The organism is Nonomuraea sp. NPDC050227 (assembly GCF_044459705.1).
Taxonomy (GTDB): domain Bacteria; phylum Actinomycetota; class Actinomycetes; order Streptosporangiales; family Streptosporangiaceae; genus Nonomuraea.
The window spans coordinates 874,829-899,731 of record NZ_JBITJF010000003.1; the positions used below are offsets into that span (position 1 = coordinate 874,829).

Annotated in this window: 23 protein-coding genes; 15 read left to right on the forward strand and 8 right to left on the reverse strand. The window is 73.4% G+C overall.

What is annotated here, in order from left to right; translation table 11 throughout:
* The first annotated feature begins 33 nt into the window (after positions 1 to 33).
* Positions 34 to 996, forward strand: a complete 963-nt coding sequence (locus ACIBK9_RS16335; RefSeq protein WP_397158805.1) for an NADP-dependent oxidoreductase — start codon at positions 34 to 36, stop codon at positions 994 to 996.
* A gap of 41 nt (positions 997 to 1,037) precedes the next feature.
* On the opposite strand, the gene ACIBK9_RS16340 is transcribed toward ACIBK9_RS16335, so the two are convergent.
* Positions 1,038 to 2,627 carry a glycoside hydrolase family 27 protein gene (locus ACIBK9_RS16340; RefSeq protein WP_397158807.1) on the reverse strand — a complete coding sequence of 530 codons (1,590 nt, stop codon included), beginning with the start codon at positions 2,625 to 2,627 and terminating at the stop codon, positions 1,038 to 1,040.
* 236 nt (positions 2,628 to 2,863) lie between these two features.
* On the opposite strand from ACIBK9_RS16340, the gene ACIBK9_RS16345 reads away from it, so the two are divergent.
* Entirely contained in the window at positions 2,864 to 3,508 is a 645-nt protein-coding gene (locus tag ACIBK9_RS16345) for a hypothetical protein (protein ID WP_397158809.1), read from the forward strand.
* Positions 3,509 to 3,568: 60 nt separating this feature from the next.
* On the opposite strand, the gene ACIBK9_RS16350 is transcribed toward ACIBK9_RS16345, so the two are convergent.
* On the reverse strand, positions 3,569 to 5,170 hold the full coding sequence (locus tag ACIBK9_RS16350) for a protein kinase (RefSeq protein ID WP_397158811.1): 1,602 nt from the start codon (positions 5,168 to 5,170) through the stop codon (positions 3,569 to 3,571).
* A 200-nt stretch (positions 5,171 to 5,370) separates the two neighbouring features.
* Between ACIBK9_RS16350 and ACIBK9_RS16355 the strand changes: the two genes are divergently transcribed.
* The 3 genes from ACIBK9_RS16355 to ACIBK9_RS16365 all read left to right on the forward strand — a co-directional run bounded on the left by ACIBK9_RS16355 (position 5,371) and on the right by ACIBK9_RS16365 (position 7,476).
* Complete coding sequence (locus ACIBK9_RS16355; RefSeq protein WP_397158813.1) at positions 5,371 to 6,339, forward strand: NAD-dependent epimerase/dehydratase family protein; 969 nt, start codon at positions 5,371 to 5,373, stop codon at positions 6,337 to 6,339.
* Positions 6,340 to 6,616: 277 nt separating this feature from the next.
* On the forward strand, positions 6,617 to 7,087 hold the full coding sequence (gene rraA / locus ACIBK9_RS16360; protein ID WP_358302365.1) for a ribonuclease E activity regulator RraA: 471 nt from the start codon (positions 6,617 to 6,619) through the stop codon (positions 7,085 to 7,087).
* Positions 7,088 to 7,164: 77 nt separating this feature from the next.
* Positions 7,165 to 7,476 carry an EthD family reductase gene (locus ACIBK9_RS16365; RefSeq protein ID WP_358302368.1) on the forward strand — a complete coding sequence of 104 codons (312 nt, stop codon included), beginning with the start codon at positions 7,165 to 7,167 and terminating at the stop codon, positions 7,474 to 7,476.
* Positions 7,477 to 7,530: 54 nt separating this feature from the next.
* Here ACIBK9_RS16365 and ACIBK9_RS16370 read toward each other — a convergent pair whose 3' ends face one another.
* Together ACIBK9_RS16370 and ACIBK9_RS16375 are read right to left on the reverse strand one after the other, a co-directional pair.
* The gene (locus tag ACIBK9_RS16370) at positions 7,531 to 8,088 is read right to left on the reverse strand and encodes a hypothetical protein (protein WP_397158815.1); all 558 of its coding nucleotides are present in this window, start codon (positions 8,086 to 8,088) and stop codon (positions 7,531 to 7,533) included.
* A gap of 427 nt (positions 8,089 to 8,515) precedes the next feature.
* A complete protein-coding gene (locus tag ACIBK9_RS16375; protein WP_397158817.1) occupies positions 8,516 to 8,785 on the reverse strand; it encodes a hypothetical protein in 270 nt (89 codons plus the stop codon).
* A gap of 108 nt (positions 8,786 to 8,893) precedes the next feature.
* Here ACIBK9_RS16375 and ACIBK9_RS16380 point away from each other — a divergent pair, with 108 nt between their 5' ends.
* The 6 genes from ACIBK9_RS16380 (at position 8,894) to ACIBK9_RS16405 (ending at position 14,527) form a co-directional block, all read left to right on the forward strand.
* Positions 8,894 to 10,126 carry a sensor histidine kinase gene (locus ACIBK9_RS16380; RefSeq protein ID WP_397158819.1) on the forward strand — a complete coding sequence of 411 codons (1,233 nt, stop codon included), beginning with the start codon at positions 8,894 to 8,896 and terminating at the stop codon, positions 10,124 to 10,126.
* On the forward strand, positions 10,114 to 10,752 hold the full coding sequence (locus ACIBK9_RS16385; RefSeq protein ID WP_397158821.1) for a response regulator: 639 nt from the start codon (positions 10,114 to 10,116) through the stop codon (positions 10,750 to 10,752). The genes ACIBK9_RS16380 and ACIBK9_RS16385 overlap by 13 nt, the downstream gene beginning before the upstream one ends.
* Positions 10,753 to 10,921: 169 nt before the next feature.
* Positions 10,922 to 12,277: an erythromycin esterase family protein gene (locus ACIBK9_RS16390; protein WP_397158823.1), complete on the forward strand. Its 1,356-nt coding sequence runs from the start codon at positions 10,922 to 10,924 to the stop codon at positions 12,275 to 12,277.
* A 144-nt stretch (positions 12,278 to 12,421) separates the two neighbouring features.
* Positions 12,422 to 12,952 (forward strand): hypothetical protein, encoded by a 531-nt coding sequence (locus tag ACIBK9_RS16395; RefSeq protein ID WP_358303037.1) that lies wholly within the window; start codon positions 12,422 to 12,424, stop codon positions 12,950 to 12,952.
* Between the two features lie 3 nt (positions 12,953 to 12,955).
* On the forward strand, positions 12,956 to 13,420 hold the full coding sequence (locus ACIBK9_RS16400; protein WP_397158826.1) for a hypothetical protein: 465 nt from the start codon (positions 12,956 to 12,958) through the stop codon (positions 13,418 to 13,420).
* 72 nt (positions 13,421 to 13,492) lie between these two features.
* The gene (locus tag ACIBK9_RS16405) at positions 13,493 to 14,527 is read left to right on the forward strand and encodes a DUF5685 family protein (protein ID WP_358303033.1); all 1,035 of its coding nucleotides are present in this window, start codon (positions 13,493 to 13,495) and stop codon (positions 14,525 to 14,527) included.
* A gap of 28 nt (positions 14,528 to 14,555) precedes the next feature.
* On the opposite strand, the gene ACIBK9_RS16410 is transcribed toward ACIBK9_RS16405, so the two are convergent.
* Positions 14,556 to 15,290 carry a GNAT family N-acetyltransferase gene (locus ACIBK9_RS16410; protein WP_397158828.1) on the reverse strand — a complete coding sequence of 245 codons (735 nt, stop codon included), beginning with the start codon at positions 15,288 to 15,290 and terminating at the stop codon, positions 14,556 to 14,558.
* A 127-nt stretch (positions 15,291 to 15,417) separates the two neighbouring features.
* Positions 15,418 to 16,068, reverse strand: coding sequence for a nitroreductase family protein (locus ACIBK9_RS16415; protein ID WP_358303027.1), 651 nt, complete (start codon positions 16,066 to 16,068; stop codon positions 15,418 to 15,420).
* Positions 16,069 to 16,200: 132 nt separating this feature from the next.
* On the opposite strand from ACIBK9_RS16415, the gene ACIBK9_RS16420 reads away from it, so the two are divergent.
* On the forward strand, positions 16,201 to 17,031 hold the full coding sequence (locus ACIBK9_RS16420) for an SAM-dependent methyltransferase (protein WP_397158830.1): 831 nt from the start codon (positions 16,201 to 16,203) through the stop codon (positions 17,029 to 17,031).
* A 3-nt stretch (positions 17,032 to 17,034) separates the two neighbouring features.
* On the opposite strand, the gene ACIBK9_RS16425 is transcribed toward ACIBK9_RS16420, so the two are convergent.
* Positions 17,035 to 21,204: a trypsin-like peptidase domain-containing protein gene (locus tag ACIBK9_RS16425; protein WP_397159000.1), complete on the reverse strand. Its 4,170-nt coding sequence runs from the start codon at positions 21,202 to 21,204 to the stop codon at positions 17,035 to 17,037.
* A gap of 129 nt (positions 21,205 to 21,333) precedes the next feature.
* On the opposite strand from ACIBK9_RS16425, the gene ACIBK9_RS16430 reads away from it, so the two are divergent.
* Positions 21,334 to 21,720 (forward strand): DUF4158 domain-containing protein, encoded by a 387-nt coding sequence (locus ACIBK9_RS16430; protein WP_397158832.1) that lies wholly within the window; start codon positions 21,334 to 21,336, stop codon positions 21,718 to 21,720.
* Here the strand turns inward: ACIBK9_RS16430 and ACIBK9_RS16435 are convergent.
* Positions 21,684 to 22,907: an FAD-dependent monooxygenase gene (locus ACIBK9_RS16435; RefSeq protein WP_397158834.1), complete on the reverse strand. Its 1,224-nt coding sequence runs from the start codon at positions 22,905 to 22,907 to the stop codon at positions 21,684 to 21,686. The two genes, ACIBK9_RS16430 and ACIBK9_RS16435, sit on opposite strands and share 37 nt — an antisense overlap.
* 153 nt (positions 22,908 to 23,060) lie before the next feature.
* Between ACIBK9_RS16435 and ACIBK9_RS16440 the strand changes: the two genes are divergently transcribed.
* Complete coding sequence (locus ACIBK9_RS16440; RefSeq protein ID WP_397158836.1) at positions 23,061 to 23,828, forward strand: helix-turn-helix domain-containing protein; 768 nt, start codon at positions 23,061 to 23,063, stop codon at positions 23,826 to 23,828.
* Between the two features lie 94 nt (positions 23,829 to 23,922).
* Positions 23,923 to 24,900 carry an alpha/beta fold hydrolase gene (locus ACIBK9_RS16445; RefSeq protein ID WP_397158838.1) on the forward strand — a complete coding sequence of 326 codons (978 nt, stop codon included), beginning with the start codon at positions 23,923 to 23,925 and terminating at the stop codon, positions 24,898 to 24,900.
* The last annotated feature ends 3 nt before the right edge of the window (positions 24,901 to 24,903 follow it).

Sequence of the window (24,903 nt, forward strand, 5' to 3'; positions counted from 1 at the left end):
TCATAGCGGCGCCCGTCTCCCCGAGGAGAATCGATGATGAAGGCCATCCGCGTGCACGAGACCGGCGGCCCCGAGGTCCTGCGTCTGGAGGAGGTGCCCCGGCCCGCGCCGGGGCCGGGCGAGGTCCTGGTGCGGGTGCGCGCCGCCGCGCTCAACCCGCCCGACTGGTACGCCCGCCGGGGGTTCGCCAACATTCCGCCGTCGATGCGGCCGGAGATCCCGCTGCCCTTCACCCCCGGCTCGGACGTGTCGGGCGTCGTGACGGCCGTCGGCCCCGGCGTCACCGAGTGGCGGGCGGGCGACGAGGTGTACGGCCTCGTCCGCTTCCCGCGCGTCGGCGACGAGGGCGGCAGGGGGTACGCCGAGTACACCACCGCCCCGGCCGGCCACCTGGCCCGCAAGCCCGCCTCGGTGGACCACGTCACCGCCGCCGCCGTGCCGATGGCCGGGCTCACCGCCTACCAGTACGTCCACGACGTCATCGGGCTGCGGCCCGGCAGCCGGGTCCTGGTCAACGGCGCGGCCGGCGGCGTCGGCCACTTCGCCGTCCAGCTCGCCGCGGACCTCGGCGCGTACGTCATCGGCGTCGCCTCCGGCCGGCACGAGGCGTTCCTGAAGGACCTGGGCGTGGCCGAGTTCGTCGACTACACCCGGGTCCGGCCGCAGGACGCGGTGCGCGACGTGGACTGCCTGATCGACACCGTGGGCGGCCCCGACGGCCACACGCTGCTGCCCATGCTCAAGGACGGCGGCACGCTCAGCCCGGTCTTCTTCGGCGACTACCACGACGAGGAGCTCGCCCGCCGCGGCATCGTGCGCCGCGGCGGCCAGGTGCACTCCGACGGGGCCCAGATGGCCGCGCTGGCCGAGCTGATCGACGCCGGGCGGCTGCGCGTCGGCGTCGACAGCGTCTTCCCGCTGGAGGAGGCCCCGACGGCGCACGAACGCGCCGAGCGGGGCCACATCCAGGGGAAGATCGTCCTACGCGTGGCCTGAGCGCGGCCCGCTCCCGCGGGCGGATGGGGTCGCGTGCGGGGTCAGGCCCGGGTCCACCGCTGGTTGGCGCCGCCGTTGCAGGTCCAGATGACGAGCCTGGTCCCGTTGGCGGTGGCGTTGCCCGGCACGTCGAGGCACTTGTTCGCGCCGACGGCCGTGAGCGTGCCGTCGGCGCCGAGCCGCCACTGCTGGTTGGTCTGGCCGTTGCAGTCCCAGATGATCACGCGGGTGCCGTCGGCGGTGCCGCGGTCGTACACGTCGAGGCACTTGCCGCCGTAGACGCGCAGCTCGCCCGCGGTGGTGGGGGTCCACTGCTGGTTGGCGCCGCCGTTGCAGTCCCAGATCTGGACCTGGGTGCCGCTGGTCTGGGACGCGCCGGGCACGTCCAGGCACCTGCCGGAGCCGGCGCCCTTGAGCGCGGTGGCCGCGGGGGGCGTGCCGCCGCCGGTGACGACGTACATGGCGGCTCCGTGGGCCGGGACGGAGGCGCTGATCGTGCCCGTCGAGGAGCCGGTCGTGTGGGCCCACAGGTCGCGTACGGAGTAGGTGGCGGCGGCGCCGAGGCCGAGCGCGGAGGCGGTGGTGGAGACGGTGGCCGCGGCGCCGCCCCGGTTGAGCAGCACGACGGCGGCCGAGCCCGTGCCCGTGCCGGTCGCGGCCATCGGCTTGCGCCAGACCTCCAGGTCGCCGCTGTCGGCGATCTTCTGCCCCTGCCGGCCGCCCCAGTCCTGGTCGACGGCGATGACCTCGCCGTTGGTGAGGATCGTCCGGGTCTCGGCGCTCATCGAGCGCAGGTCGTTGCCCGCGATGAGCGGCGCGTTGAGCAGCGCCCAGAGGCTGAAGTGGGCCCGCGACTCGGTGGCGGTGAGCCCGGCGTTGCCGACCTCCAGCATGTCGGGGTCGTTCCAGCCGCCCGGCCCCGAGTACGCCGCGAGCCCCGCCTGGCTGTCCAGGATGCCCATGACCGAGCCCCAGTTCGCCTGGATGTCGCCCGTGGTGCGCCAGGAGTTGCCGACCGGCATGCCCCAGGTCCAGACGGCGTCCTGGCCCCAGTTGCACAGGCTGTAGAGGATGGGCCGGCCGGTGGCGGCCAGCGCGTCGCGCATGGCGGTGTAGCGCTGCTGCGCGCTCTGCCCGAGGTGGTCGCCGCAGTTGTCGTACTTGAGGTAGTCCACGCCCCAGGACGCCCACAGGGCCGCGTCCCTGCGCTCGTTGCCGAGGCTGGCCGGGTAGCCGGCGCAGGTCGTGGTGCCGGCCGAGGAGTAGATGCCGAGCTTGAGCCCCTTGGCGTGCACGTAGTCGGCGACGGCCTTGACGCCGCCGGGGAACTTCTGCGGGTCGGGGACGAGGTCGCCGGCCGCGTCGCGGGTCCTGGTGGACCAGCAGTCGTCGATGTTGACGTAGGTGTAGCCGGCCGCGGCCATGCCGGAGGCGACCATGGCGTCGGCCGTCTGCCTGACGAGCGCGTCGCTGACCGAGCAGCCGAAGCTGTTCCAGTCGTTCCACCCCATCTGGGGCGTTCTGGCCAGGCCGTTGTCCAGGGCGGCGGCGGGGGGCGCGAGGCCGGCGACGGCGGTCAGGCAGGTCGCGGTGAGGGCCAGGGCGAGGGTTGACCGAAGGATCGCACGCATGGGACTCCTTCAACACCGAGGGGTGAGGACCCAACATGATCCGACTAAATCAAACAGGATCGTCCGTCGGTTTGCGTGTGCAGTCAAGGGGTCTTGAGGGATTCTGTTGCCTGCCGTTCGGCACGCAAAGGGCTTCCGAAGGGGCGACCCGGAGCCCTCCGGGCCGCGTTTCAAGTCGCTGACCTGCGGTTACTATCTGTAGCGGTTAGATCATCGACAGTGATTGGATCGGTGTGATGCGACGACTCATCGCAACACTTGTCTCTTGCGCCACCGCAGGCGCTCTTCCGCTCGTCACCGCCGGTCCGGCTGCCGCCGACCCGCGTCCGGAGCCGATCGAGTACGTGGCCCCGGACTACGACGTCAGGGGTCCGTACATCCTCGCCGACGACCCGTGGTGGCACCACCACAGGCGCCACGGCGACCACCACTGGGACGGCGACCGTTCCTGGGACGGCGACCGCGACAAGGACGACCGGCACAAGGACGACGACCGCTGCAAGGACGACGACCACGGCAAGGAATACGCCTGGTACCAGGACGACGACCGGTACAAGGACGACGACGACGACCGGTGCAAGGACGACGACCACGGCAAGGAACACGCCTGGTACCAGGACGACGACCGCGACAAGGACGACGACCGCTGCAAGGACGACGACCGCTACCGCGACGACGACCGCTACCGGGACGAGGAGCGCGACGACGACGACCGCTACCGCGACGGCGACCGCGACTGGGGCTACAACTACCGGTACGTGACCTCGCTGCGCTGCCGCCTGGGCGGTGGCGACGTCGTGCGTAGCTGGCACAGCCCGACCAGGCTGTCCTGCTACGGCGGACGGTACAACGGATACTGGGTGGTCAGCTACGGGCTGTGATGCCCGTGGCTGCCATCAGGGCGGGTCCGCACCACGCGGGCCCGCCCTTCTCGTGCCCGCCTACGGCGCGCACATGGTGAACCTGACCGACTTCGTCCTGGGCGAGGGGGTCAGGATCCGGTAGGTGACGGTGTGCCTGCCCTTCGCGGGGGTGATGAGCCTCCTGGAGCTGACGTAGCCGCTGCGGCTGTTGGCGGGGAAGCGGGACGAGCCGCGCTCGATGACCCTGCCGTCGTAGAGCCACTGGTAGGAGTAGGCGGCGCCGGGGCGGCTGGCGTTCACCCCGGCGGCGAAGTTCACCGCGCCGGTGTAGCAGGCGACCCCGGCCGAGTTGATCGTCGAGGAGCCCTGGACCCGCACGTACGCCAGGGCGAAGGAGGCCCTGCGGGTGGTGGCGGGCGGCGTCGTGGAGCGTTCCGACGGGCCCGTGGCGGAGGGGGTGGGGCGGGTCGCGCGGTGCTGCGGCGTCCTCGTGGGCCTCGACGCGGCCGTGCCGTGCCGGGACGGTCCCGCCGAGGCGGACGTGCGCACGGGCTCACGGGCGGACCGCACCTCGGCGTCCGCCTGGCGCTTGCCGGAGTTCCACACCACGACGCCGGCCGCCACCGACACGGCCACCGCCCCGGCCGCCAGCGCCAGCACCGGCGACCGCCGTCCCACCGCCCACCTGGACCGGCCCGCCGGCGAGGCGACCGGACCGTCGGCCGTCCCCGCGGGAGCGTGCCGATGGTCGTCAGGAGGCTCCGCGGCCGTTCCCGCGGGAGCGTCCCGAGAGTCCTCGGGAGGCTCCGGGGTGGCGGGGTGGGGCTCGCCCAGGACGAGCGGCAGGACGGCCGTCATGGGCGGGCGGGCCTGCGGATCCTTGGCCAGGCAGGCGCGGACGATGTCGCGCAACGGGTCCGGCAGGTCGCCGAGCTGGGGCTCGCCGCGCAGGATGCGTCCGGCGACCGCAGCCGGGGCGTCGTCGCCGAACGGCGGCCGGCCCGTGGCCGCGAACACCATCACCGACGCCCAGGCGAAGACATCCGCCGCCGCTCCCGCCGCTGCACCCGCCGTCGCCGCCGACGTCGCACCCGCCGCCGCCCCCGACGTTGCGCTCGCCGTGTGCCCGTCCAGTTGCTCCGGCGCCATGTACGCCACCGCGCCGCCGTCGGAGCCGTGCCCTGGCCCGGTGCCCGCGCCGGCGCGGCCGGAGCCCGGGCCGGTTCCCGCGGTGCCGAAGCCGACCAGGCGTGCGCCGTCCCGGCCGAGCAGCACGCTGGACGGCTTGAGGTCGCCGTGCGTGAGCCCCGCCCGGTGCAGCGCGGCCAGCCCCGTGGCCGTGCCGACCGCCAGGTGCCGCAGGTTCCCGCCGCCGAGCCGGCCCACCTCGGCCAGCGACGGCCCCTCCACGTACTCGCTCACGATGTACGACAGCCGCCCCCAGGCCGCGTCGAGCACCCGCGCGACGCCCGGCGAGTCCACCCGGCGGGCCGCCTCCGTCAGGGCGGCGAACCGCTCACCGGCCACGATCCCGTGCAGGACCTTGACGGCCACGGGCCGCCCGTCCGGCCCCTGGCCGAGGTAGACGACCCCCTGCCCGCCGGAGGCCAGCCATCCGGTGATCCGGTGGGCCCCCAAGGACGTGGGATCTCCAGGACGTAAGGGCTCGGCGTTCGGCATGAGGCGGTGACTCCTGGGACAGCAGCGGTACCGAATCATGAACTTTAGCGGGATGAATCAGGATCCGCCGCCCGCGGGCTCACCTCGCCGTTCGGCGCGGGACCCGTCCTGCGCCCGTTGGACAGCAGCCGGCTCCTCGTACTACGGTAATCATCAGTGCTACTGACGATCAGCAGTACTGATGAAAAGGAGTTGGGGCAATGATCCTCATCACGGGCGGGCTCGGCTTCATCGGCACGCACACCGCGCGAGCGCTGCTCGACCTCGGCGAATCCGTCGTGCTCGTCCAGCGCAGGGCTCCCGAGGTGCCCGCGCCGCTGGCCGGGGAGGCCGAGGGGCGGCTCGTCGTCGAGCGGGCCGACCTCACCGACCGGGCGGCGCTGCTCGCCCTGGGCGACCGGCACAAGATCACCGGAATCATGCACCTGGCGGGCTCGATGCCCTGGCCGGTCGGCGCGCACGAGCCGGTCGAGGGGGTCGAGAAGTCCGTCGCGAGCCTGCTCAACGTCTTCCACGCCGCCACCGAATGGCAGGTGTCCCGGCTCGGCCTGGCCAGCACCATCGGCGTCTACGGCGGCGTCGAGGCCCCGAGCCCGCTGGCCGAGGACCTGCCGCTGACGATGTCGGCCGGCCACCCGATCCCGACGTTCAAGAAGATCGGCGAGCTGATGGCCGGTCATCTGGCCGAGACCGCCGGGCTGGAGGTGGTCAACCTCCGCATCGGCGCGATCTGGGGGCCGCTCGGCCACGCGCGTTCGCCGTTCTTCCTTCTGCCGCAGCTCGTGCACGCCGCCGTGCAGGGGGCCGCGCCGGACCTGACGCCCCCCGCGTGGGGCGCGCACGCCGGGGACGGCGGCGACCTGTGCTACGTCAAGGACTGCGGCCGGGCCATCGCCCTGCTGCAGACGGCCGAGCGGCTGCGCCACCGCACGTACAACGTCGCCACCGGCCGGATGACCACCAACGGCGAGGTCGCCGCGGCGATCCGGCGGGCGGTGCCCGGCGCGGACGTCGAGCTGCGGGAGGGCCGCGACCCCGCCGGCCCCGGCCGCGACCTGTGCCTCGACGTCACCCGGCTGCGCGAGGACACCGGCTTCGAGCCCGCCTACGACACCGCCTCCGGGATCGCCGACTACGTCTCCTGGCTGCGCGCGGGAAACGCCCGCTGACCGGGCGCGGCACCGTGGCCCCCGACGGTACCCGGCGGCTGATCAGCGCCGATCCAGGCACCCCTGCCTGCCCAGCAGCCGGAACGCCCGCGCGGCCGGCGGCGACCCGGGGCCCGGCGGCGATGCGTTCCGTCCGGGAACCGGCCGGCACCGCCGGGGTAGGCCGCGGCCGCCGGTTGGGAAAACGTGGGAAACGCTTCCCGCCCGGCCGGCCTCCGGCGGGCCCGGCGTGGCAGCATGAACGCGACCGCTGACACCCCCGCCGGGAAGGGCCCCCATGAACACCGCGGACCTGTACGACGAGCGCGGCGACGAGCTCGACTCCTGCGACCTGCAGCTGCGCCAGTACGGCGGCCGCCGCGCCTTCCACGGCACGATCGTCACCGTGCGCTGCCACCAGGACAACGCCCTGCTCAAGGCGGTCCTGTCGGAGCCCGGCGAGGGCCGGGTCCTGGTGGTGGACGGCGGCGGCTCGCTGCACGCCGCGCTGATGGGCGACATGATCGCGGGCGGGGCGGTGGCGGCCGGCTGGGCGGGCGTGGTGATCCACGGCGCCGTCCGGGACGTGACCGCGCTGCGCGAGCTCGACCTCGGCGTGAAGGCCCTGGGTTCCAACCCGCGTAAGAGCGGCAAGACGGGCACGGGCGAGCGGGACGTGCCGGTGACGTTCGGCGGCGTCACGTTCTCGCCGGGGGCCGAGCTGTTCAGCGACGACGACGGCATCCTGGTCACCCGCGTACCGGGCTGACCCGGCCGCCGCGCGGGCTTCCACGGGGCCGCCGGGGTGTGATTTCGTGACAGGACATCACGATCCGGAGGCGGACCATGGCATTCCAGCTCATCGTTCTCTACCACCACCCCGAGGACGTCGCGGCCTTCGACCGGCACTACGACGAGATCCACGCGCCCCTGGCGGCCAAGCTTCCGGGCCTGCGGGGCTACACCGTCCAGCGGCCGGTGGCCGGCGGCGGTCAGCGGCCCGCCTACCACCTGGTCGCGGTACTGACCTGGGACGACGAGCAGGCGTTCATCGCGGCGATGAGCAGCGAGGAGGGGCAGGCGGCGGTCGCCGACGTGGGCGAGTTCGCCGGGTCGGGGGTCACGATGACGACCGGGCCATCGGGTTCGGTGCTCTGAACATGCGAGAAGGGCGTCCCCCGATGGGAACGCCCTTCTCGTCGTGCGCGCGTGCTACTTCTTGACCGACACCGGAGCCGTGCCGGTGTCCTGCTGACGCCAGGCACCCGTGTCGAACGCCACCGGAGCGGCCTTCCTGCCCACGCCGTCACCCCACTTGGTGACCACGTACTGGATCTTGATGTGACCCTCGCCCTTCACACCGTCCACACCCAGCGTGTCCGGATTGAACCGGCCACCGGTCAGCTCGGCGAACGTCTTGGCGTCCAGGTCCAGCATCACCCCACGACTGGAGGGGTCACCAGGACCACGGTCCCCCACGAAGAACGGCAGCTTCTTACCCTGGTAGACCACGTAACCCTCGGTCATCAGCGGCCACGACGGCGAAGCCGCCAGACCCTTCTGCATCGGCTTGCCGGCCGCCGGCAGACCCGTGTCACCGGCGCGACCCGAGGAGTCGTCCCAGAAGTACGAGGCGGTCGTCGAACCGGCCAGCACACCCTGACCGTTCACATCCGCATCAGCGCTCGCGGGATGAGCGGCGGCACCGATCGTCAGCGCCGACAGAGCAGCGGCGGAAAGCATGGCGAAAGAACGCAGGCGAGCAGTCATCAGCAGTCTCCTTGGTGACATCGATCATCAGGGGGGCATGCGCTCGCTTGACTCAGACAAGACATGAAGGCCGTAGCCGGGCACAAACGCCATCGGTCGCTACGTGGAGCGCACTTGGTGGTCCGACGGACGTGATGAAGTCACGTGCGGTTCCACCGGCTGGATAGATACAACACTATCCCAAGAAACGGACAAACGCAAATCTAACACCCCAAAACGGGCAAAGATCTACCTCTGAACCGTAAACCCCGGGCAAACAGCCTCAATCACTGCCAAAGCCCTCGGGGTATGCGTATGTAAACCACTGGCAAGCTCCCGGCATTCCCCCCATGACCTGGGCGTTCTTCCCCGGCCGCGGGCGCGGCCGGATCGCCGTGCCTGTCAGGCCCAGCGGGCCTCCTTGGTGCGGGGCGAGGGACGACGTGGTTCATGTCCTGCGCCTGCTCACGTGATGCACGATGAGGGCGACGACGCACACGATGGCGACGCCGCCCGAGGCCAGGCCGAGCGTCCAGCCACGGCCGATGCTGTTGGCGATCAGGTTGACGACCGAGCTGGCCATCAGGACGAGCCAGAGCAGGGCGCGCAGCGCGAGAGCGCCTTTGCTCAGCGGTTGCCTGCGCGCCGCGTGCCGGGAGGCGGCCCGCGGGCCGGCGGGGTCGGAGTCGGGGCTGGAGATGCGATAGGGATCGGTCATGGCCAGAACCCTAGAAACGGGCCCGATCTGTGGAAATCCCGCACGCTGCCTGGCCGTGGTACAGCGGGCTGGAGCAAGTTGTGTCCCCTTTCACCTACTATGGCGCCAGTGTTGCGGGGAATCCTTGAAAGTCTGGAACGGCTGGCCGGCGGGCTTGGCACCGCGTTCATGGCCGTCGTCGTCGCGCTGTGCTGGCTGGTGGTGGCCGCGTTGAGCCTGGTCGGGGTCGGGCTGGTGCTGGTGCCGGCCATGATCGCGATGACCAGGAACACGGCCGAGTGGGAACGCAGGCGCCTGGCCGGCGCGGGTGTCGAGATCGTCAGCCCGTACCAGATGTCCGCCGAGCAGTTGCCCCGAGGCTGGGCGGCCAGGATGCGGGCGGCCCGTGCCGACCCGGCGACCTGGCGCGACCTGGGCTGGCTGGCCCTCTACGCCGTGGTGGGCCCGGTCTGCGGCCTGCTCGGGCTGGTCATGCCGGTGGCGGCGCTGCGGGAAGTCACCTACCCGCTCTACTGGCAGTTTCTGGCGCGCGAGGATCAGCTCACCAACTTCGCCGTCCCGGTCACCACCTGGCCGGGCGCGATCGCCACCTCGGTGATCGGCCTGGCCGTCGTGGTCGCCCTGGTCCGCCTCTTCCCTGCGCTGGCGCGACTGCAGGCGCTGCCCGCCAGAAAACTGCTGGTCCCGCACGCCTCGATCGACTTGTCGCAGCGCATCGCGCAGCTGACCGCGACCCGCGCGGGGGCGCTGCGCGCGCATGCCGTCGAGCTGCGCCGGATCGAGCGGGCCCTGCACGACGGCGCGCAGAACCGGCTGAACGCGGTCGTGGTCACGGTGGCCGCGGCCGAGCGCGCGCTGCAGCGCGATCCCGCCCTGGCCGCGCACGCACTGGAGCGTGCCAGGAACGCGGCCGAGCAGGCGCTGGCGGAGCTGCGCGGCGTGGTGCGCGCGATCCTGCCGCCGATCCTGGAGGACAAGGGGCTGGCCGGCGCGCTGGACGCGCTGGCCGCCGGATGCTCGGTGCCCTGCCGGGTACGGGTGGGTGAGCTCGCCGTGGTGCCGTTGTCGGTGGAGAGCGCCGCCTACTTCACCGTGGCCGAAGCGCTGACCAACGTGGGCAAGCACAGCGGCGCCCGGCACGCGGAGGTCGTCGTCGAACGTGTGGGCCCGGTGCTGCGCGTCCAGGTGCGTGACGACGGCAAGGGCGGCGCCCGCGACGACGCGGGCACCGGGCTGGCCGGGGTCCGCCGCCGCGTCGAGGCCCATGACGGAACGATGACCCTGACCAGCCCCGATGGGGGGCCGACTGTGATCGAGGTGGAACTGCCGTGCGAGTCGTGATCGCCGAGGATGACGCGCTGCTGCGCGAGGGCCTGGTGCTGTTGCTGAGCGGGGAGGGCATCGAGGTGGCCGCGGCCGCGAGCGAACCCGAGGGGTTTCTGGCCGCGGTCGAAGAGCACCGGCCCGATGTGGCGGTGGTGGATGTGCGCATGCCGCCCACCCACACCGACGAGGGCATCCGGGCCGCCGTGGCGGCCAAGCGCCTGCATCCGGACCTGGGCGTGCTGGTGTTGTCGGCGCATGTCGAGCAGGCGTTCGCGACCGACCTGCTGGCCGTCGGCACGCACGGGGTCGGCTATCTGCTCAAAGAGCGGGTCGGCAAGGTCGAGCAGTTCCTGGAGGCGCTGAACCGGGTCGCCGACGGCGGCACCGCCATCGACCCGGACGTGGTGGCCCAGCTGTTCACCCGCCGCCGCGACCCCCTGGAGGAGTTCACCCCGCGCGAACGCGAGGTGCTCGCGCTGATGGCCGAAGGACTGGGCAACCTGGCCATCGCCGACAAAATGGTGATCACCGAGGGGGCGGTGCACAAGCACATCCGCAACATCTTCGCCAAGCTCGACCTGGCTCCCAGCGACCGTATGGACCGCAGGGTCGCCGCCGTGCTGCGCTACCTCGGCGCCTGAAGCCGTCCTCTGACATCCGGCCTCTGAAAAACGGCCTCGCGAGCTGGACCGCGGGCGGCGTGCGGTAGCCAGCACCACCATCGACCGGCCAGCGGGCGGGATCGAACCCGCCCTCGCCGCTCCCTACGTTGGTGATTACTTCATCCGACACCCAACGTAAGGATCTGTCTTGTCGAGCAACACTCTGCGTCGTACCGTGCCGGTCACCCTGGCGCTGGCGGCCTGTCTGACGAGCCTGAGCGCTCCGGCGTTCGCCACCTCCGCCCCCGCCGCCCGCGTCTCCGCGGCGGCCGCCGACGCCGGCCAGGAGCAGGTGGTGGCGGACCTGGAGCGCCACGCTCAGGAACTGACCAGCACCGTCCCGGGCGGTCCGTCCCGCGACCTGCGGGCGCTGTCGGCGATGACCAAGGGCGCCACCATCGTGGGGATCGGCGAGGTCACGCACGGCTCGAAGGAGCTGTTCACGCTGCGGCACCGGATGTTCCGGCACCTGGTGCAGACCCAGGGCTTCACCACGCTGGCGCTGGAGGCGCCCTGGTCGGCCGGCGTCCGCCTGGACGAGTACGTGCGCACCGGCAAGGGCGACCTGCGCAAGATCATGGCCGAGGATTTCCAGCAGTCCTACGGCTCGTGGAGGACCCAGGAGTGGATGGACCTCTACGAGTGGATGCGCGACTACAACCGCACCGCCTCGCGCAAGCTGCGCGTGATGGGATTCGACATCGGCGACGTCCTTCCCGAGCAGTACCGGCGCATCCTCACCTGGGCCGAGAAGCACCAGCCGTCGCTGGAGCCCGAACTGCGTCGCCGCTACGCGGGCCTGCTCGCCCTGCCCGCCGGCGTGGAGGAACGGATGAACACCCTGGCCGCACTGCCGGCCGAGCGGCGCACCGCCCTGGCCGGCGACGCGCAGGCCGCCTACCGCCTGCTGGACGGCAGCGGCAAGGCGAGCCCGACGGTCCTGCAGGAGGCCCGCGTCATCGTCCAGATGACCACCATGTACGCACTCGACGGGTCCGCCCTGCACCGTCACCGTGACCGGTCCATGGCCGAGAACACCGTGTGGTGGCAGCGCCACACCGGCAGCAAGACCGTGGCGGCCGCGCACAACGGGCACATCGGCTACGTCTCGGCCTGGCCCGATCTGTACCCGGTCACCCAGGGGAACGTCCTGCGCTCCCTGGCCGGCACCTCCTATGTGGCGATCGGCACCACCATCCACAGCGGCCGCTTCCGCGCCACCGACCCCAAGACCGGCAAGGTCGCCGTCTTCGACACCGGCGCCCCCGTCCCGGACAGCAGCGAGGCCGTCCTGGACCGGGTTCGCCACCGCGACTACTACGTGGACCTGCGCCGCGCCGGCCGCACTCCGTCCACCCGAGCGTGGCTGGACACCGCCCGCCCGACCTTCACCATCCCGGCCACGTACGTGCCCGAGCAGTTCAACCGGCCGCTGGCCCTGGGAGCGGCCTTCGACGTGATCGTGCACCTCAACCACGTCAAGGAAGCCACCCCGCTGCCCTGACCGCGTTCTTCGGAGGCCGAGCCGGCGGGCCCGCCCGCCGGTGCCCCCGCCGCTCCCAGCCAACTGCAAAGAGGATGCAAGCCCGTTCCCAGTGCCGTCCGAGATCATCGCGCCAGCGTCAGCGCGACAGACACGAGGTGAGGAATGGCGACGACGATCAGCGCGTCCACGCTCAACGGACGGCACCACAAGGCGGCACTCACGGTCTTCATGCTCATCGTGGTGGCCCACTGGGCCGAGCATCTGGTGCAGGCGGTGCAGGTCTACGTCTGGGGGTGGCCGCTGAGCGAGGCCCGCGGGGTGCTCGGCCTGCCGTTCCCGTGGCTGGTGACCTCGGAGTGGATGCACTACGGGTACGCGCTGCTCATGCTCGTGGGCCTGGTCATGCTCCGCAAGGGGTTCGCGGGCCGTTCGCGCACGTGGTGGAACATCTCCCTGGGCATCCAGGTCTGGCACCACATGGAGCACCTGCTGCTGCTCGTGCAGAAGATCACCGGGCTGTACCTGCTCGGACGGCCGGTCCCGACCAGCGTCCTGCAGATCTTCCTGCCCCGGATGGAGCTGCACCTGTTCTACAACGCGGTCGTCTTCGCGCCGATGGTGGTGGCGATGCTGCTCCACCGCCGGGCCGCCGAGCACGGCGGGGCCGCCTGCACCTGCGCGGTGGCGCACTAGCTCATGGCGGTCACCAGACGACGTCCGGGCGGGTTCACGGTGGCGCTGGCCGTCGTGGGGCTGTTGCTGCTGTTGGTGTCCGTGCCGGAATTCGGCCCCGTCGTACGGGCCGCCCGCGCCGACGGGGTGAGCGGCGCGTTCACCGCCCGGGAGCTGCGGTGCGTGCGGCATCCCGGGCACGAGTCCTGCGTCTGGGCCGGGGACTTCGCCTCCGGCGACGGGCGGATCCGGCGGCGCGACGTCGAGCTGTACGGCAGCGACCGCGGCACCCTGGCGGCGGGACAGGCCACCGCGGCCGTGGACACCGGCCGCCTGACCCGCGTCTACGGGCCGGAGGGCTCGGACGAGTGGCTGTTCACCGCGCTGCTCACACTGGCCGGGGCCGTCGTGCTGACGGTGGCGGCCAGACGGGCGCGCCGCCCCGTGCCCGACCCCGCGCCCGAACCCGTGCCTGAACCGCGCGCCTGAACCCCGCGGTGCCGCGTGCGGGCGATCGCCCGTACGATTCCTCCAGCGTTTTCCGGATCTTGTGAGGTTCGTGTGTTCGGGATCATCCGTCCGTGCGGTGAGCACGGGTGCGCGGCGGTACGCGCGGCGTGGCGGGCGCACCTGTGCGGGCTCTGCCTGACCCTGCGGGACGGGCAGGGACACGCCGCCCGGCTGACCACCAACTACGACACGCTGATCCTCTCGGTGCTGACCGAGGCCCAGCTCCCGGCCGCCGTGCCGCACCGGACGGCCGGGCCGTGCGCGCTGCGTGGGTTCCGCTCCGCCGACGTGGTGGACGCCCGCGGTCGCGGCGCCCGGCTGGCGGCGGGGGTGTCGCTCGTCCTGGCCGCGGGCAGGCTGCGCGACCAGGTGGCCGACGGGGACGCCGCCCCGGCCACGGCTCCGGCCCGCCGCCTGCTCGCGGCCCGCTGGCAGGCGGGCGGCGCCAGGCTGGCCTCGGGCGTCGGCTTCGACACCGCCGTGTTGTCGGCGACGGTCGACCGGCAGCTCGAACGCGAGCGCCGGGCCCTGGCCATCCCCATGGACGTGCTCGACCTCACGGCGCCCGCCGAGGAGGCGGTGGCGGCGGCCTTCGCCCACACCGCGCTGCTGGCCGGACGGCCGGGCAACGCGGCGGCGCTGGCCGAGGCCGGCCGGTTCTTCGGCCGCATCGCACACCTTCTGGACGCCGTCGAGGACCAGGCGGCCGACGACGAGCGGGGCGCGTTCAACCCGCTCACCGCCACCGGCACCGGCCGCGAGCGGGCGCGGCAACTCTGCGACGACGCCGCCCACGGCCTCGCCCTCGCCGTGGCCGACCTGGAGCTGGACGAGCGGCACCTGGTGGAGCGGCTGCTCGGCGCCGAGGTGCGCCGGGCGGTCGAGCGCTCGTTCGGCGCGGCCTCCTACCGGCGTCCCGGCTGGATCCGCAGGTCGGGGGCAGGGGTGGCGACGTTCCTGACCTGCGGGCTCTGGCGGCCGAGGTGGAGCAAGAAGGCGGGACGGCCCTGCTGCGAACGCTGCTACCTGGACAACTGCAGCAGCTGCGACTGCCCCGACTGCGGCGGCTGCTGCGACTGCGGCTGAGCCGGCGGCCGGGGCGTCGGCGAGAGGGTCAGGGAGCCGAGATGTGCAGCACCTCGCCCGCCTTGCGGTAGCCGACGCGGGCGTAGACGCGGCCCGCGGCGTCGTCGGCCGGGGTGAGGAACGGCATGGTGATGCCGGCGTCGACGCCCGCCCTGGTCAGCAGGGCGGTGACGGCTCCGCCGATGCCGCGCCGCCGGTGCGTGTCGCGCACGGCGATGCCGGCGACCTCGGCCACGCCCTCCTGGGGGCCGCCGAGCTGCCCGCCGCCGACGACCTCGCCGGTGGCGACGTCGGCGGCCGCGGCCACCAGGCCGCCGCGGTCGAGCACGCCGCGCAGCCGCGCGACGTCGTGCTCGGTGGCCTCGGGCGCGTCGAAGGCCGCGTTCATCACCCGCGCGACCTGCCACAGGCCCGGGTCGTCGGTCACCAGCGCGAGGCGTACGGCGGCGTCGGCGGGCGGCTCGGCAAGCGACCCGGCCGGGCACACCAGCAGCGGGAAGCGCCCCTCGACGGCGAACCCGGCGGCCAGCAGGGCCTCCTCCACCTTGGGCGCGACCTGCGGCACGTACTCCAGCCGGGGTGTCCTGCCGCGCTCGCGGAAGGCGGCGGCCAGCGCGGCCACCTGCTCGCCGGTGGGCGCGAGGTCGTCGTCGGGGATGGCGTAGTTGAACGGCGGCGCGTCGTCGTGCTCGTCGAAGCGGATCAGGAACGGCCCGGCCCGGTGTGCCCGGGTTCCGGCCGCCGCTCGAAGGTATGCGTGCACGCGGGCGCCCAGCAAGTGAAGTCCTCTCGGTCGACGTACGACGCGATTGACGTACGACCGTCACAAGGTAGGGCCGCGCCCACCCCCGGACAAGCGGTTTTCCAGGCGCCCCCGCAGGGTCGCCGGGTCACCAGCGGTCGAGATGCAGCACCTCGTCGAGCGGCTGCCGCGCGGCGGGCCGGAAGCTCTCCCCCGTGAAGTACGCGGTGGGCAGCAGCACGCCCTGGCGCACCTCGGCCGGGATGCCGAGCAGCTCGGCGATCTCGCTCTCGTACTCCAGGTGCAGGGTGGTCCACGCGCTGCCCAGGCCGCGGGCGCGCGCGGCGAGCATGTAGCTCCACGCGGCGGGCAGCAGCGAGCCCCACAGCCCGGCCTGGTTGCCCTCGGGCAGGCGGCCGCCGGGCAGCTCGATCGCGCCGATCACCAGCACCGGGACGTCGCCCATGTGCTCGGCCAGGTAGGCGGCGCTGCCGCTGACGCGCTCCTGGACGGCCGCGCGCGCCGGGTCGTCCCGGAACATCGAGCGGGCCGAGCCGTCGGAGGTGTGGTAGCTGTTCCACGACCGCCGGTAGTAGTCGCCGATCACCTTGCGCCGCTCGGGGTCGGTGACCACGATCCAGTGCCATCCCTGCCGGTTGCCGCCGCTCGGCGCCTGGAGCGCGACCTCCAGGCTCTGTCGGACCAGCTCCGCCGGGACCGGGCGGGACAGGTCGAGGCGCCTGCGCACGCTGCGGGTGGTGGTGAGCAGGGTGTCCGGGGCCAGTGGTTCGATCGTCATGGGGTCATCATGTCAACGCGGGCCGCCGGAATCCCGTAGCCCGTACGGCCCGGCCCGGGCCTGATTTTTCCGCGTCCCTGGACGTATGATCACGCCAGCCGGACTCGCCCGACGCAACCGAAGGAGCCGACCGTGGCCGACGACGAGCAGGACGCGCCCGCCCTCGGCGTGGACACCACCAAGCCCAGCGTCGCCCGGGTCTACGACTACATGCTCGGCGGCAAGGACAACTTCGAGATCGACCGCGAGGTGGCCCAGATGGCGCTGCGGATCGCCCCGGACGCCCCGCAGGCGGCCCGGTCGAACCGGGACTTCCTGGCCCGCGTCGTCCGCGACCTGGTCGTCGAGGCCGGTATCCGCCAGTTCCTGGACATCGGGTCGGGGCTGCCCACGCAGGGCAACGTGCACGAGATCGCCCACGCGGCCGCGCCGGGCTGCCGGGTGGTCTACGTCGACCACGACCCGATCGTGCTGGTCCACGGCCGGGCCCTGCTGGCCGTCGACGACAGCACCACCGTCATCGAGGCCGACATCCGCCGCCCCGACGACGTCCTCGACCACCCCGAGACCAGGCAGCTCCTCAACCTCGACGAGCCGGTGGGCCTGCTGCTGTTCGGGATCCTGCACCACCTGTCGGACGAGGAGGACCCGGCCGGCATCGCCGCGCGCCTGGTCGGACGGCTCGCGCCCGGCAGCCACGTCGCCGTCTCGCACTTCCACAACCCGATGGAGGAGCGCCCGGAGGTGTCGCGGCAGGCGTTCGAGGCCGAGCGGCTGTTCAACGACACCATGGGCACCGGGCGCTGGCGCACCCGCGAGGAGATCCGCGGCTTCTTCGACGGCCTGGAGCTGCTGGAGCCGGGCCTGGTGCCGCTGGCCGAGTGGCGGCCGGAGCCGGGTTACCGGCCGGCCCTGGGCATCACGTACCACACCTTCCTGGGCGGGGTCGGGCGCAAGCCGTGACGGTCAGCAGACCGCGTCCGGCAGGGCGATCGGCACCTGCTGCCGGTCGCCCGGCGTGAGACGGCGGCCGAACACCTCGCACAGCCGCGCCCGCCAGCTGCCGGGGTCGAGCCGGAGCAGGTCGGTGGAGTAGCCCGTGGCGCCGTCACCGCCCTTGAGGCGCAGCAGCAGCGAGCCGTCGGGCGAGATGTCGAGGAAGTCCTGGGCCTGGCGGAAGGTGTAGCCCTCCTCGTAGGACACCCCGGTCCCGCCGAGCCCGTAGACGCTGATCTCCCGCTCGCGGAACAGGAACAGCCGGCCCGCGTTCTCCGGCATGATCGAGGTCATGCGCTCGCCGCCGCGGATGTTCTCGCCCGACGAGCGCAGCGGCCCGAGCACCTTCCTGAGCGGGTGGGTGAGCCACACCTCGGGCAGCATGCCGCTGCGGAACAGCAGCAGGTGGGTGCCCGTGCGGTCGAAGACGAACCCGCTGACGACGTCGGCGCCCACGGTCAGCCGCCGGTCCTTGACCTCCTCGCCGGTACGCAGGTCGATCGTGCGCAGATGGTCGGCGCCCTGCACGGCGACCATCAGGTGGCCGTCGCTCCACGGGCTGACCTGCACCTCCGTGACGACCGCGCCGGGGCCGGCGACGTCGAAGGCGCTCTTGCGGCGGCCGGTGGCCGGCTCCCAGCGCTCCAGGCGGCGGCCGGCGACGGTGAACAGGTCGCCGTCCTTGAAGAAGTAGGTCAGCTGCGTGCCCTCGGGCGGCCGGGCGGTGGTGACCTCGGCGAGGGGGGACAGCGAGGGCAGCGCGCGGACGGCGACCCTGGTCGGGGCGACGGCGTCGGCGAGCAGGCGTCCCGACTCGTCCGCGACGGGGTCGCCGTCGGCGTCGAGGCCCTTCGGGCTCTTGGCGCGGGAGACGTCGGCCAGGGTGCGCTGCGGATCGCCGGTCTCCATGAGGCGCAGCCGGGCGCCGCCGTCGGCCTGGGCGACCATCCGGGGGCCGCCCTGGAGCAGCGCCGGGTTGCCGATGAGCTGCTCGCCGTCGCGCAGCGCGGTCAGCACCAGGGTGTCGGGCGACCTGGTGAGCAGCTCCTGCGCGCCGGGCGCGCCCACCAGCGCGACCGGGGCGGCACTGGTCTGGGCGTCGATCCAGGCGCGCGACAGGGCGCGGCCGCCGGCCAGGTCGACCAGCTCCCAGCCGGCGGCGCCCTGCTCGGCCACGCGCCTTCCCTCGCGGTCGACGACGAACGCGCCGCACGGGCGTCCGGCCTGGAAGCCGCCCAGTCGCTCGCCGTCGCGCACCGCGAAGCCCGTGTACGTGGCGGCGCGGCCGTCGTCGCTGGTCCGGCAGGTCACGGCGGTGGCGCCGTCGCCGGAGACGGCCAGGCCGTCGGCCGGGCCGAGCTCGCGGATGGTCAGCTGCCGCCACACCGGGCTGCCCTTGCTGCTGTACACCTTGGCCACGCCCTTCTCCCGGACGACCAGGGTGGTGGCGTCGGGGCCGAACCGGACCAGGTCGGCGGGCAGGTCGTACACCCAGGTGCGGGGGGTGCCGGTGGCGCCGAGCGACTGGAGCACGAGCTTCTTCGGGCCCGCGGTGACGATCCAGCCGTCGTCGCCGTCCGCCCTGACGTCGGCGGCGGGCTCGTCGGCGGCGAGCTCGCCGGCCGGGGCGGCCCGGTCCTGGCGGGGCAGGACGTGGCCCTGGTCAAGCAGCTCGCCGTCGCGCGGGTCGACGCGGTGCCAGACCATGCCGCCGTCGTCGAGGGCGTAGGCGATCAGGCCGCCGTCGGCGGAGACGGCGGGCCGGCTGGTGCCGCCCCGGTCGGGCAGGTGGGCGGGCCGGTAGCGGCCGTCGGGGCCGCGGGTGAACAGCGTGGCGCGGCCGGCGGCGGAGGTGGTGGTGGCCAGCAGGACGCGGGCGTCGTCGCTGGCGTCGGCGGCGGTGATGGAGCCGAGCGCGCCCGTGGCCACGCCTTTGGTGTACCGGTGTTCGACGTAGCGCTGCAGGAGCTGGGCCCTGGCCTCCTGGGTGGGGGCCGCGCGGTAGGCGCCGACGGCGAGCAGCGACGACAGCTCGGGGTCGCGTTCCGCCAGGTCGGCCGAGGCGCCCGCCAGGGCGCGGGAGCGGGACTCGGCGGCCCGCTGCTCGCCGATCCGGCCCTGGTAGAGCGTCCAGGCGACCAGCGAGAGGACCGTCAGCAGCGCCATTCCCGCGCCGGTGATCGCGCTCCGGCGGCGCAGCGTGCGGCGTCGCTGACGGCGGCGGCCCTGGCGCAGGTAGTCGTGCTCGTCCTCGGTCAGGTCGGCGGGCCGTTCGGCGAGCCAGCGGGCGGCGGCGGCCAGCTCGGGCGGGCCGGGGAGCCGGTCGGGGGCGCGCCCGGCCTGCCGCCAGCGGCCCATGTCCTGGTGGAGCAGGTCGCGCCATTCGAGGAACTTCAGGTCGGCGGCGACGATCCCGGCCAGCCGCGGCCATTCGGTGATCAGCGCCTCGTGGGCCAGTTCGACGGTCTGGCGGCCGTCCGCGCCGGTGTCCATGACGAGCAGCCGCCCGGCGGCCAGCCGGCCGGCGGTCCGCCAGCGCTGCTCCCCCGCCTCCTCGCGGGTGACCCGGCGGCGCAGCGGCGCGTGCGCCCCGGCGGTGACCCGGACGAGCCGGGACAGCAGTTCCTCCCCGGCCGCGGTGTCCTCCTCGGGCACGCACGCCGCCCAGACCTGCTCGGCCTGCGCGCCCAGGGCCCCGCGCACGCCGCGGCACGCCTCGTAGGAGGTGTGGGTGATGCGGCCGCCCTCCTGCTCGTGCCAGAGGCGGTCCAGCAGGAAGCCGATCAGCGGCAGAGCGCCGGGCGCGCCCCCGGCGTCACCCAGGATGCGGTCGACCAGGCCGGGGTCGTACGTCACGGCGGGGACGGCGTCCAGCGGCGCCTCGACGGCCTGCCGGAGCTGGTCGCGGGTCATGGGGGTGAGCCCGTAGGTCTCGCGGCCGAGCGCGCCGCCGAGCGCGGGGTGGGACAGGGCGGCGGGCAGGAAGTCGGCGCGCAGCGTGAACAGCACCCGCACGGCCGGGCAGGCGCGGGCCGCGGCCAGCACCACGGCCGCGTCGTCGGCCTGCTCGGGGTCGCCGACCAGCAGTTCCTCGGCCTGGTCGACGACGAGCAGCAGGCCGGTCGCGCCGGTGTCGCGCAGGACCTGGGCGACGACGTCGGGCAGCCGGCCGTTCCGCAGCGGCTCGCGCAGCGCGTCGGCCCTGGCCAGCGCGTCGGCCCCGGTCAGGCCCGGGTGCGACAGGGCGGCCAGCTCGGCGGCGAGCGCATCGGGCCAGGACCGCACGGCCGAGGGCCGCAGGACGACGACCTGGCAGCCCTGGCGGCGCATGGCGGGCACGACCCCGGCCAGCGCCAGCGACGACTTGCCGCAGCCGGACGGGCCGGTGAGCGTGACCTCGGGATGGGGCTGGAGGAGGCGGGCGATCTGGGCGGTCTCCACGTCGCGGCCGAAGAAGACGGCGGCGTCGCCCTCGCGGAAGGCCGACAGCCCGCGGAACGGCGAGGCCGGCCGTACGGTCGCGGCCAGGGCCGGGACGGCGCGGGTGAGCGACCGGGTGGGGATCACGAACGCCTGGCGGGGCCCGCCGGGCTGGGCCGCGACCACCATGCCGACGACGTCGCCGAGCTCGACGTCCCAGACGGGGCTGCCGCTGAAGCCGCTCTCGATCGGCACGCCGCGGGGGTCGTCGGGGGCGCACTGGAGCCAGCCCTGCTGGGTGCCGCCGAGCAGCCGCCCGGTGTGCCAGCCGCCGCCGCGCAGGCCGGGCGGGAACCCGGCGACGACGACCCGGTGGCCCCACAGGCTGCGCGGCTCGGCCATGCGCAGCGGGCGCCCGCCCGGGGGCGCGGCGTCCAGGCGCAGGACGGCGATGTCGCCCGAGCCGTCGGCGGCGGTGTGGACCCAGTGCTCGACGTGGGCGCGCACGGGCGCGGGGTCGCCGGCGAAGGGCAGCTCGACGGTGACCCAGGCGTCCGGCGGCGGCGGGCCGTCGCCGTGGCCCAGGGCGCCGGAGACGACGTGCGCGCAGGTGAGGGCGCGATCGGGCGCGATGAGGAAGCCCGCGCCCGCCACGTCCCCCTCGGGGCCGCGCACGCGCAGGACGGCGAGGTTCAGCGCCTCGTCGGGCCCCGTCTCCATCACTTGTGGTCACCGTCCGTCACTCCGAGTGGTCAGACGAACCAGTATGGGGTGCCGAACGAACGTGTCACCAGCCCCCAACGCGGATGATCATGATTGATACGCCGCTGCAATGGTGAAGTGGCCACGATGGATCTCCTGGCATGGAGCGCGCGCCGTTGGGCATTGACGACCTGGTCGAGCACTGGACAGTCCTGGAGGACGAGAAGGTTCTCGTCTCATGCGCGTGGTGCGACACGGCTGGGATTCGCGCTGCTGCTGAAGTTCTACACCCAGCACGGCCGCTTTCCTCGCGGCCGGGCCGAGCTCCCGGATGAGGCTGTGGAGCATGTGGCGCGCCAGATGAAGGGACCCGCGGCAGAGCTGGGGCTGTATGAGCGGTCGGGCAGCACCATTCTGCTCGTCACTGCAGCCGCGTCATATGCGCCTTCGTACGCCCTCCCGCTGGGCGAATTCCCCGGTTCGCCGACGAACAGCGGTTACCCGAGCGGGGCCCGTGATGGAGGGCACGGGTAGTCCTCGACGGTCATGGAGTTGTGGAGGCGCGCGCTCTTCGTGGTGAGGCGGAGGAGGGCGCGGCCGATCCCGGACGGCAGGCCGGAGATCAGGCGAGCTCCCTGCGCCAGTCCCGCCACCCCGAGTCGTGAGGTGGGGATCAGAGTCTTCGCCGCGCTGAGCGCGGCCTCGCGGCTGCCACGCACGTGCTCGGCCATCGCCCGCTCGTAGGCGGGGAAGGCGCGCTCGTGGTCGCCGCCCGCCCGCGCCAGCTCCCCCGCCAGGACGTACGCGCCGACCACGGCCAAACTGGTACTGCCGCCGACGGCCGGGCCGGGGCTGTAGCCGGCGTCGCCCACGAGCGTCACCCTCCCGCGCGACCAGGAGTCCATGCGGAGCTGGCTGATCGAGTCGAAGTAGAAGGCCGGGCTGCGGTCCAGCTCGTCCAGCCAGCGGTCAACGGCGGGGTGCATGCCGGCGAACGCCCCGCGCAGCAGCTTCTTCTGACGGTGCACGTCGTGGTGATGGCAGTCCAGCTCGTACGCGCTCCGGAACAGGAACAACGCCCGCGCCCCGTCGAGGTGACGCGCGCCGTAGACGCCGACGGTACGGCCGACGCCGACGTGCATGAGGAGCTCGCCGTCGAGGCCGGAGACGTTCGGCAGGGTCAGCACCCCGAAGTAGGCGCCGATGAAGGCGCCGGGCGTGTCCCCGAACACGAGGCGGCGCACGTTCGAGTGCAGCCCGTCCGCGCCGACGACGAGGTCGAAGCGGCGCGGCGCGGCGTTCTCGAACCGCACCTCGCCGGCGGGCGAGATCGCGGTGATCGACTCGCCGAAGACGTACTCGACGTCGTCGCGGGCGGCATCGTGGTAGATCTCGCTCAGGTCGTCGCGCATGATCTCGACGTGCCGGCCGGAGGCGGCGCCGAAGATCTTGGAGAGGTCCACCCGGACGGGACGCCGCGCGCCCTCCTGGTGGACGCTCATCCGGCTGGTGCCGGTGGCCCGCTCCTCGACGCGCGGGAGCACACCCATCTTCTCCGAGATGTCCATCGCGGGCCGGAACAGGTCGACCGCGTGCGCGCCCGTCTTACGCAGGCTCGGGGCCCGTTCCACGACGGTGACCTCGAAGCCGTGCCTGGTGAGCCAGTAGGCCAGGACCGGACCGGCGACGCCGGCTCCGGAGATGAGAATCCTTGTCGTCATGCACTCACTGTCGCCGCCGGCGCACGCCGCTGGATTGGACGAATGTTCCCGCCGTCGGCTGGCTAGCATGGGACGATGCGGACATTCGTGCGCGATACGGCGGTTTGGGATGTCGCGTCCCCCTTGCGGCCAAGCCGGGTGGCCGGTGTCACCATGGCCGGGTTCCGCGTCCGTGACCTGGACGCGCTCCGGATGGTCCCCCATCCGGCCATGACGCTGCTGGTGGAGTTCGGCGCCTCTTCGCCCGTCCTTGACCGTGACGGCGGGCGGCGGCAGCGCGGCAGCATGGTCGCCGGACCCGGGCTCGGATCCGGCGGCTCGGTCCGGGTGTGGGGTGAGAACGTCGAGTGCGTGCAGGTACGCCTGTCGCCGGTGATCGCCCGCGCGGTACTGGGCGTCTCGCCCGCCGACATTGGAGACGCCGTCGTGTCCCTGGAGGACCTGTGGGGGCCAGAGGCGTCACGGATCCGTGAGCGGCTGGGCGGCGTCCCGTCGTGGCAGGATCGCTTCGCTCTGGTCGACGCGCTGCTCGCCCGCCGGCACGAGGCGGAGCCGCCGGTGGACCCGGAGGTCGCCTGGGCCTGGCGGCGGATCGTCGGAAGCCGGGGTCGGGCCAGGGTCGACGGGCTCGCGGCCGAGGTCGGGTGGAGTCGTCAGCGGCTGTGGTCGCGGTTCCGGTCGCAGCTCGGCCTGGCGCCCAAGCAGGCCGAGAAGCTGGTCCGCTTCGACCACGCCGCCCACCGGCTGGTCGCGGGCGTGGCCGCGGCCCGGGTGGCGGCCGACACCGGTTACGCCGACCAGTCCCATCTGCATCGGGACGTCATGGCGTTCACCGGCGCGACCCCCGCCACCGTCGCCGCCGAGCCGTTCCTCGCGGTCGACGACATCGCCTGGCCCGGCAGCGTGCCCTCGCCCGCCTGAGCGCATTCGCATGGCCTGGCCCGATAGCACGCCCTCCCGCGCCTGAGGACATTCGTTCAAGACACCCGCGCGCGCCGGCGGCGACCGTGGGTCCATGACCACTCTCCATCGCGCCGCTCGCCGCGGCCTTCCGCCCCGGAGGCTGGCACGGCGCCGGCGGCGCCTCCTGATCGCCGCGGCCGTCCTTCTCGTCATCGCCGGATCGCTGCTGGTGAACGCGGCGGCGGTGACCCGCCAGAGCGCCGGCGGAAGCCCGACCCTGCCGCTCGACGGCGGGAACGTCTACGTGCGCCAGGACGGCCCCTCCGACGCCCCGGCGCTCGTGCTGATCCACGGGCTCGCCGCCTCGACCCGCTCGTGGGACGCCCTCGTCCCGCTGCTGGCCGGGTCCTACCGCGTCATCCGGCTCGACCTGCTGGGACACGGTCGTTCGGCCAAACCGGCCGACGGCGGCTACGGCATGCCGGAGCAGGGACGCCGGGTCGGTCAGGCCATGGACCGGCTCGGCGTCAAGCACGCCGTGGTGGTCGGGCACTCCACCGGCGGCGCGGTCGCCACCGCCCTCGCCGAACAGCGCCCCGACCTGGTGTCCGCGCTCGCGATCATCGACACGGCACCGCGCCTGAACGCCGCCGTCTCAACCGGCTTCGTCGGCGGGCTCCTGGACAAGCCCGTCATCGGGCAGCTGCTGTGGCGGCTTCGAACCGACAGCCTGATCCGCGACGCCGCGAGCAGCGCGTTCAGCCGCCCGGGCTACGAGGTCCCACAGGCGGTCGTGGACGACGCGCGCGAGATGACCTACCACGCCTTCGTCGCGACCTCGCAGGACGGCGACGACTACGTGAACCGACGCGCGCTCCCTGACCGGCTGATCCCCCTCGGCAAGCCGCTGCTGGTGATCTTCGGCGCCGACGACCGCAGGTGGCGCTCTTCCTCCGCCGCCGAATACCGCGCCGTCCCGGGCGCGACGGTCGAGGTGCTGCCCGGTGTCGGGCACTCGCCCATCATGGAGGATCCGCCGCGGACCGCCGCGCTCCTCCTGGCCTTCGCCGCCCGCCACGCACACCGTTGACCT